Origin of the sequence: Arthrobacter sp. NPDC057009, assembly GCF_042673905.1 — a bacterium.
GTDB lineage: Bacteria > Actinomycetota > Actinomycetes > Actinomycetales > Micrococcaceae > Arthrobacter.
In genome coordinates this window covers 248460-254944 of record NZ_JBHUSB010000003.1, presented here as the reverse complement: position 1 = coordinate 254944, position 6485 = coordinate 248460, and the positions used below count along the sequence as shown (strand labels likewise).

Sequence of the window (6485 nt, the reverse complement as noted above, 5' to 3'; positions counted from 1 at the left end):
CTGATCGAGATCCCCCCGACATCCTCACCATTATATTTTGGCTCTTGCCAGCTCCACAAATACGTGAGTATTGTGCGGCCAGCCGGACTTCCGGCCGCATCGGGCAGCGCCCGGCAGGCGCTGCCGTCAGGGGCCATGACCTCCACTGGCGTGGCCCCGTAACCAGGCGCCCGGCGACCCGCCGGTACCGCTGCGGGAACCCGTGACGCCCTGCTTCCATTCAAGGTTTCCATACAAGGGAGTACCTGATGTTAGGCACCAGTTGCCGCCTCGCCGCCGCCGTTCTCACCGCCGGTCTCATGGCCGTCGCCGCCCCCGCCCACGCAACTCCCGGCACGCTGGAGGCAGGTCCCGGGGTCCTCGTGGCGGATGGCGCCGCAGTGGATATCCCCGTGACCTTCACGTGCGACACGGACCCCGGCCTGATCATGGCCGTCCCCCTGGTCCAGCTCAGCCAACGGGTCAGCGACGGGCGCATCGCCTCCGGCATCGGAAGTGACCAGATCAGCTGCACCAAACAGTCCCAAACCGTCACCCTGCGCGTGGTTCCAACCGTGATGGCATTCGACGAAGGGACGGCCGCAGCCACGCTCCTTTTGCAGAGCTGCACCGTGCAATTCCAGTGTTCCACTGTCATAGTGCACACGGAGCTAACGCTCACCAAGCCCGCCGGCACCGGACTCCCACCGCAGCAATAAGGTCTAGCAGCCGGCCGTAGTGGCCAGTACATCCTGTTCGGCCAGTTCCAGTTGACGGACAATGCCGTCCACCAGCGACGCCGGGTCGCCGAGGATATCCACGGAAATGTGGGCTTCATCCTGGCCCAGCGGCTCCAGCGTTGCAAGCTGCGAGGCAAGGAGGCTGCTGGGCATATACTCGTGCGCCCTGCCGCTGATCCGGCCTGCAATGGTGGCTTCCGCGCCGGAAAGGTGGATGAACACGAGCTCCGGTGCGCGGCTGCGGAGCAGGTCCCGGTAGCTCCGCTTGAGTGCCGAGCAGGCGATGATGCGCGTGCCTGCTCCGTCACCGGGCGTTGCCAGCGCGGTCCCGATTTCCGCGAGCCAGGGTGCCCTGTCCTCGTCGTTCAGCGCCGTGCCGCTGGCCATCTTGGCCTTGTTGGCCGGCGGATGGAAGTCGTCACCGTCAAAGAAGGGAACGCCCAGACGCTCGCCCAGCAGCGCGCCGATGGTCGACTTGCCGCAGCCGGAGACGCCCATGACAACCAGGGGCGGCAGGTTCGTGATCATGATGTTGCTCCGAAGTTGAGGAGGACTTTGCCGGATTGGGCGGAGTTGCGGGCGGTGTCGAAGGCTTGGAGGGCGTCGGTGACGGGGTAGTCGTGGGTGATGACCGGTCCGATGTGCAGGGTGCCGTCGGCGAGGGCGGTGATGACCTCGTCGATCTCGTCGTTGAACCGGAACGAGCCCTTCAGGTCCAGTTCGCGGGTGATGGCCAGGGAGATCAGGACCGGCTGGGGGCCGGTGGGCAGCAGCCCGACCATGACCACGGTCCCGCCCCGGCCCGCGCCGGTGATGGCGGAGGCCAGGCCATGGTGGTTCCCGGAGGATTCGATCACGACGTCGGCCTGCACCGCGGCGATCGCGTCTGTATCGCCGGCGTGCAGGACCTCGTCCGCGCCCACGGCCGTGGCAATCTCCAACGGCTTTTCGTGCATGTCGACCGCGACGATCCGGGCCGCGCCGGCGCGTTTGAGCACCGCGACCGTCAGCGCCCCGATCGGGCCACTGCCGATCACGAGGGCGGTTTTGCCGGTGACGTCCCCGGCCCGGGACACCGCATGCCACGCCACACTGGCCGGTTCGATCAGCGCCGCGGTCCGCAGATCCAGGGTTTCGGGCAGGGCGCGGAGCATCCGGACCGGCAGGTTCACGTACCGGCTGAACGCCCCGTCCGTGTGCGGGAACCGCGCCGCCGAGCCCAGGTACGTGCACCCCGGCGACAGGTTCGGCCGCTCCACCGGGTACTTCACCGTCCCGTCCCCCGGGCCCGGGGTCGCAGGGTGCACCGCCACCGGCGTCCCCGCCGCCGGGCCGGTCCCGTCCGCCGCGGCCCGGACGACCCGGCCACTGATCTCATGCCCCAGCACCAGGGGCGCCTTCAGGATCGATTCCCCGGCCGCGCCGTGCAGCCAGTAATGCAGGTCCGACCCGCAAATCCCCCCGTACAGAACCTCCACCACCGCCTCACCCGGCCCCGGCGCTGCGACCGGGAGGTCATCGATCCGCAAATCCCCCTTCCCATGCGCCACCACCGCCGGACCCGAGACCGGCAGCGCCGGTTCCACTGCTGCTGCTGTTTCTGCTGTGCTGTGTGTTGTTGTACCGTTCGCCGTTGTCATCAGACCACCACCGTCATTCCGCCGTCGATAAAGATCGTCTGCCCGTTCACGAAATCAGACCCGGACGAGGCCAGCCACACCGCCGGGCCGGCCAGGTCCTGCACCGTGCCCCACCGCGCAGCCGGGGTCCGGCCCAGAATCCAGGCGTTGAACTGCTCATCGTCCACCAGGTTCTGCGTCATCTCCGTATGGATATACCCCGGCGCGATCGCGTTGATCTGCAACCCCGACCCCGCCCACTCCGCGGTCATCGCCCGGGTCAGGTTCCGCAGCCCGCCCTTCGCCGCCACATACGGGGCGATCGTGGGCCGGGCCAGATCCGTCTGCACCGAACAGATATTGATGATCTTCCCGTGCCCCCGGCCAACCATGTGCCGGGCCGCGGCCCGGCCCACCAGGAACGCGCTGGTCAGATCCGTCGACAGCACCCGCTCCCAGTCCGCCACGTCCAGCTCCAGCATCGGCACCCGGTGCTGGATCCCGGCATTGTTCACCAGGACCTCCAACGCGCCCACGTGCTCCTCGACCCACGCCACCCCCGCCTGGGCTGCGGCGTCGTCCGTGACATCAAACGCCACACTGTGCACCCGCCCCGGTGCATAATCCGCAGCCATCGCGGCCTCGGCAGCCTTCAACCGCTCCGGATTCACCCCGTTCAACACCACCGTCGCGCCCGCGTCAGCCAACCCCCGCGCCAGGGCGTTACCAATCCCCCGGCTCGAACCCGTCACCAAAGCAACCCGCCCGGTCAAATCAAAAAGTGAAGTCATGAAAAAGAGCAGCTCCTTCGCCGCGGTCTGCGCTGTGTGCGCAATGGTTGTTCGTTGTCGTAGGGCCCGGCAGGCCGCGGCTTTCGCGCGAACGGACACTTGTGGCCCCAATTGCGGCCCTGTGCGGGGCCACAAGTGTACGTTCGCGCTTGATTGGAGAGTGGTCCTTGAAAGGCGCTTGTCCTAGAAGGGACCGCGCTGTACGAGGTTGGCCGGGGCCTGCCCTGCGGCAAGTGCTTCGAGCTGCTTGCGCAGGAGCTTCAGGATCCGCGGCTCGAAGGCTGACGCGTTGCCGCCCACGTGCGGCGTGATCAGGGCATTGGGCGCGGACCACAGCGCGTGGTCCTGCGGCAGCGGTTCGGGATCGACGACGTCGAGCGCGCAGTTCAGGCGGCCGGACAGGACTTCCTTGGTCAGCGCGTCGGTGTCCACCACCGGGCCGCGGCCCACATTCACCACCAGCGCGCCGTCCGGCAGGGCCGCGAGGACCTCTTCGCCGATCAGCTGGTTCGTCTGCTCGTTCAGCGGCAGCACCGAGACGAGGATGTCGTGCGTGGCCGCCAGGGCAGGCAACTCGCTGGAGGCGTGGACCTCTCCGTGCTCATCAGTGCGCGCAGAACTTCCCACCCGGGTAACCGTGACCTCGAAGGGCTCCAGGCGGCGGGCGATCTCGTGCCCGATCCCACCCACGCCCAGCAGCAGCACGCGCCGGTCGGCCAGGGACTGGCGGCGCTCCGGCCGCCACAGGCCGTGCTGCTGGTCGCGGACGGCCTGGTCGATGCCGCGCAGTTTGGCCAGCATCAGGCCCACCGCGAGTTCCGCCGTCGCTGCCGCATGGACACCGGAGGCGCTGGCCACGCCGGCGGCCGGACCGGCCGCCTCGATGACACCGTCGAATCCGGTGGACTGCGTCTGGACGTACTTCAGGTTTTCAGCCTTGGCGAGGGATCCCAGAACCGCACCGGCGTTGATGTAGGGGAGGATGACGCCGTCGATCTCGCCCAGCGTCCCGCCGTCGGGATCCGACTTCAGGTCCCACACCACTGCCTTGAGCCCTTCGGGAAGGGGTGAGAGATCGGCGAGCAGCTGGGAGTCGGGGAAGCTGACGGTGCGGACTGTTTGCATCGGAAAACCTATCGATTCTGGGGAGCAGTGGGAAACGGGGTGGGGCCGGTCTGTCCGGCCCCACCCGGTGGGAGCTTTAGGCCGGGCGCCGGTCGAACGTGAGCCCGCCGGGAACCTGGAAGGTGGGCATGAGTTCCAGCATGCCCACGTTCACGTGGCGGGGCGTTTCGATGGCGTAGTCCATGGCGTTGACAATATCGTCCGTGGTCAGGGACTCGTAGCCTTCGTAATACGTCTTCCACGCCTCTTCCATGGCCTCGGGCGTGCCGCCCATGTTGCGGCCGAAGATCTCGGTTTCGACGCGTCCGGGGCAGATCTCGGTGACGCGGATGCGCTTGCCGACGGTGTCGTTGCGCAGCTGCCGCGAGATCTGGTGCACAGCTGCCTTGGTGGCGTGGTACACCGTGTGCCCGTAGAAGTTGTACAGGCCGGCGATGGAGCTGATGTTGATGACGTGGCCGCGGTCGCGCTCCACCATCCCCGGCAGGACCAGCCGGGTCAGCTGGAGCAGGCCGCGGAGGTTGACGTCCACAAGTTCGTCGATATCGCTCTCCGAGGAGTCCAGGATGTTGCCCGGCCGGGAAACGCCGGCGCAGTTCACCAGCACATCGACTTCCAGATTCCCGACGGCGGCCGTCAGGGCTGCGGTGTCGGTCAGGTCGACGACGTGGGGAATGGCGCCGGTCTTGTCGGCCAGGTCGTTCAGTCGCTCCTCGTTGCGGGCCACGGCGTGGACGGTGAGTCCCCGCTTGGCGAGGCGCTCGGCGATCGCGGCACCCATGCCTGTTGAGGCGCCGGTGACGAGGGCGGTTGAGTAGTCGGAAAACGGCATTTAAGTCTCCTGGTTATTGCAGTGGTAGTGGTTAGGCGTCGCGCAGCGGCAGGTGCGCCCGGTCCTTGACGGTGCTGACGGCCGCCAGCGTGCCCAGCGCCGTGATGACGGCGTAGAAGGCGGGCATGTAGATGTTGCCGGTGGAGGAGATCAGCCAGGTCATCAGCAGCGGGGCGGTTCCGCCGAAGAGCGCCGAGGAAATGTTGTAGCCCAGGCCGTAGGCCGAGTAGCGGACCCGGGTGGGGAACAGTTCCACGATCAGGATGTGAATCACGGCGGTGTGTCCGGCGAAGACAACGGCCATGAGGCAGGCACCCAGGATGGCCAGGGCCATCTCGCCGGTGGCGATGAGCGCGTAGGCCGGGATGCCGAGGATGGCCATGGCGATTGCCGATCCGGCAATGACCTTTTTGCGGCCGATGCGGTCGGAGAGGGCACCCATGAACGGGATGGCGATGCAGATGACAACCAGGCTGCAGGCGGTGACCAGCAGGGCCTCGCCGATGGTGAAGTTAAGCTGCTTGCCCTTGAGGAACGTCGGCATGTAGGAGAACAGGACGTAGTAGCCGGAGCCGTTCATGAGCGGGATGAACAGTGCCAGCAGCATGGCGCGGCGGTGTTCGGCGGAAGCGAAAGCTTCCTTCAGCGGGTTCTTGGACAGGCCGCCCTCTTCCTTCAGACGTTCAAAGTTCGGGGTGTCGCTGATGGCCTTGCGGATGTACCAGCCGATGACGCCCATGGGGATGGCAACCAGGAACGGAATGCGCCATGCGAACGAGCCGAACCCGCCGCCGTCGATCGCTGCCTGGGTGAGCCACGGGGACATGGCGTAGGCAACCAAGGTGCCGGTGAGCAGTGCTGCGAACGAAGCGATCTGGGCGTAGGAGGTGATGATGCCGCGCTTGCCTTCAGGGGCGTGCTCGGCGAGGAAGGTCATGGCGCCGGCGGCTTCGCCGCCAACGGAGAAGCCCTGGAGCAGGCGCAGCGTCACCAGCAGCACCGGCGCTGCGATGCCGATTGCCGCGTAGTCGGGCAGGAGCCCGATGCCGGCGGTGGCCACGCTGATCAGGAGGATGACAAAGACCAGGAGTTTTTGCCGTCCGATCTTGTCTCCCAGGATGCCGCAGACCACTGCGCCGAGCGGGCGGACGAAGAAGGACACGGCGTAGCCGGCGAAGACGAACAGCAGGGCGTTGTCCGGATTGCCGGGTGCCAGGAACACGAGGGCCAGGGTGCCGGCCATAAAGGCAAAGATGCCGTTGTCGTAAAGCTCCACGAAGATGCCGACGCAGCCGGCGGTCACTACCTTGCGGGTCTGCCTCGCATCGAGGCGATCGTGCTGCGGAGCGGCCGCACGCGTTGGTGTAGACATTTTCATTCCTAACTTGGACTTAGTTCG

Annotated in this window: 7 protein-coding genes; 1 reads left to right on the top strand and 6 read right to left on the bottom strand. The window is 66.9% G+C overall.

Annotated features, from left to right (window positions below):
* The first annotated feature begins 248 nt into the window (after window positions 1-248).
* Complete coding sequence (locus ACFTR6_RS05725) at window positions 249-698, top strand: hypothetical protein (protein WP_076800177.1); 450 nt, start codon at window positions 249-251, stop codon at window positions 696-698.
* A gap of 3 nt (window positions 699-701) precedes the next feature.
* Here ACFTR6_RS05725 and ACFTR6_RS05720 read toward each other — a convergent pair whose 3' ends face one another.
* From ACFTR6_RS05720 to ACFTR6_RS05695, 6 genes are all read right to left on the bottom strand, one after another.
* Window positions 702-1247 carry a gluconokinase gene (locus ACFTR6_RS05720; protein WP_377957194.1) on the bottom strand — a complete coding sequence of 182 codons (546 nt, stop codon included), beginning with the start codon at window positions 1245-1247 and terminating at the stop codon, window positions 702-704.
* The gene (locus ACFTR6_RS05715) at window positions 1244-2359 is read right to left on the bottom strand and encodes an L-idonate 5-dehydrogenase (RefSeq protein WP_377957193.1); all 1116 of its coding nucleotides are present in this window, start codon (window positions 2357-2359) and stop codon (window positions 1244-1246) included. Before ACFTR6_RS05715 ends, ACFTR6_RS05720 begins: the two co-directional genes overlap by 4 nt.
* A complete protein-coding gene (locus ACFTR6_RS05710) occupies window positions 2359-3129 on the bottom strand; it encodes an SDR family oxidoreductase (RefSeq protein ID WP_377957192.1) in 771 nt (256 codons plus the stop codon). The genes ACFTR6_RS05715 and ACFTR6_RS05710 overlap by 1 nt, the downstream gene beginning before the upstream one ends.
* A 183-nt stretch (window positions 3130-3312) precedes the next feature.
* A complete protein-coding gene (locus ACFTR6_RS05705; RefSeq protein ID WP_377957191.1) occupies window positions 3313-4254 on the bottom strand; it encodes a 2-hydroxyacid dehydrogenase in 942 nt (313 codons plus the stop codon).
* A 76-nt stretch (window positions 4255-4330) separates the two neighbouring features.
* Window positions 4331-5086 (bottom strand): SDR family oxidoreductase, encoded by a 756-nt coding sequence (locus tag ACFTR6_RS05700; protein ID WP_377957190.1) that lies wholly within the window; start codon window positions 5084-5086, stop codon window positions 4331-4333.
* Window positions 5087-5117: 31 nt separating this feature from the next.
* Window positions 5118-6458, bottom strand: a complete 1341-nt coding sequence (locus ACFTR6_RS05695; protein ID WP_377957189.1) for an MFS transporter — start codon at window positions 6456-6458, stop codon at window positions 5118-5120.
* Window positions 6459-6485: the final 27 nt, after the last annotated feature.

Excerpts from the sequence above, each read along its gene's own strand:
- ACFTR6_RS05715 (WP_377957193.1), bottom strand. The coding sequence starts at position 2,359 with ATGACAACGGCGAACGGTACAACAACACACAGCACAGCAGAAACAGCA.
- ACFTR6_RS05710 (WP_377957192.1), bottom strand. The coding sequence starts at position 3,129 with ATGACTTCACTTTTTGATTTGACCGGGCGGGTTGCTTTGGTGACGGGT.
- ACFTR6_RS05725 (WP_076800177.1), top strand. The coding sequence starts at position 249 with ATGTTAGGCACCAGTTGCCGCCTCGCCGCCGCCGTTCTCACCGCCGGT.
- ACFTR6_RS05700 (WP_377957190.1), bottom strand. The coding sequence starts at position 5,086 with ATGCCGTTTTCCGACTACTCAACCGCCCTCGTCACCGGCGCCTCAACA.
- ACFTR6_RS05720 (WP_377957194.1), bottom strand. The coding sequence starts at position 1,247 with ATGATCACGAACCTGCCGCCCCTGGTTGTCATGGGCGTCTCCGGCTGC.
- ACFTR6_RS05695 (WP_377957189.1), bottom strand. The coding sequence starts at position 6,458 with ATGTCTACACCAACGCGTGCGGCCGCTCCGCAGCACGATCGCCTCGAT.
- ACFTR6_RS05705 (WP_377957191.1), bottom strand. The coding sequence starts at position 4,254 with ATGCAAACAGTCCGCACCGTCAGCTTCCCCGACTCCCAGCTGCTCGCC.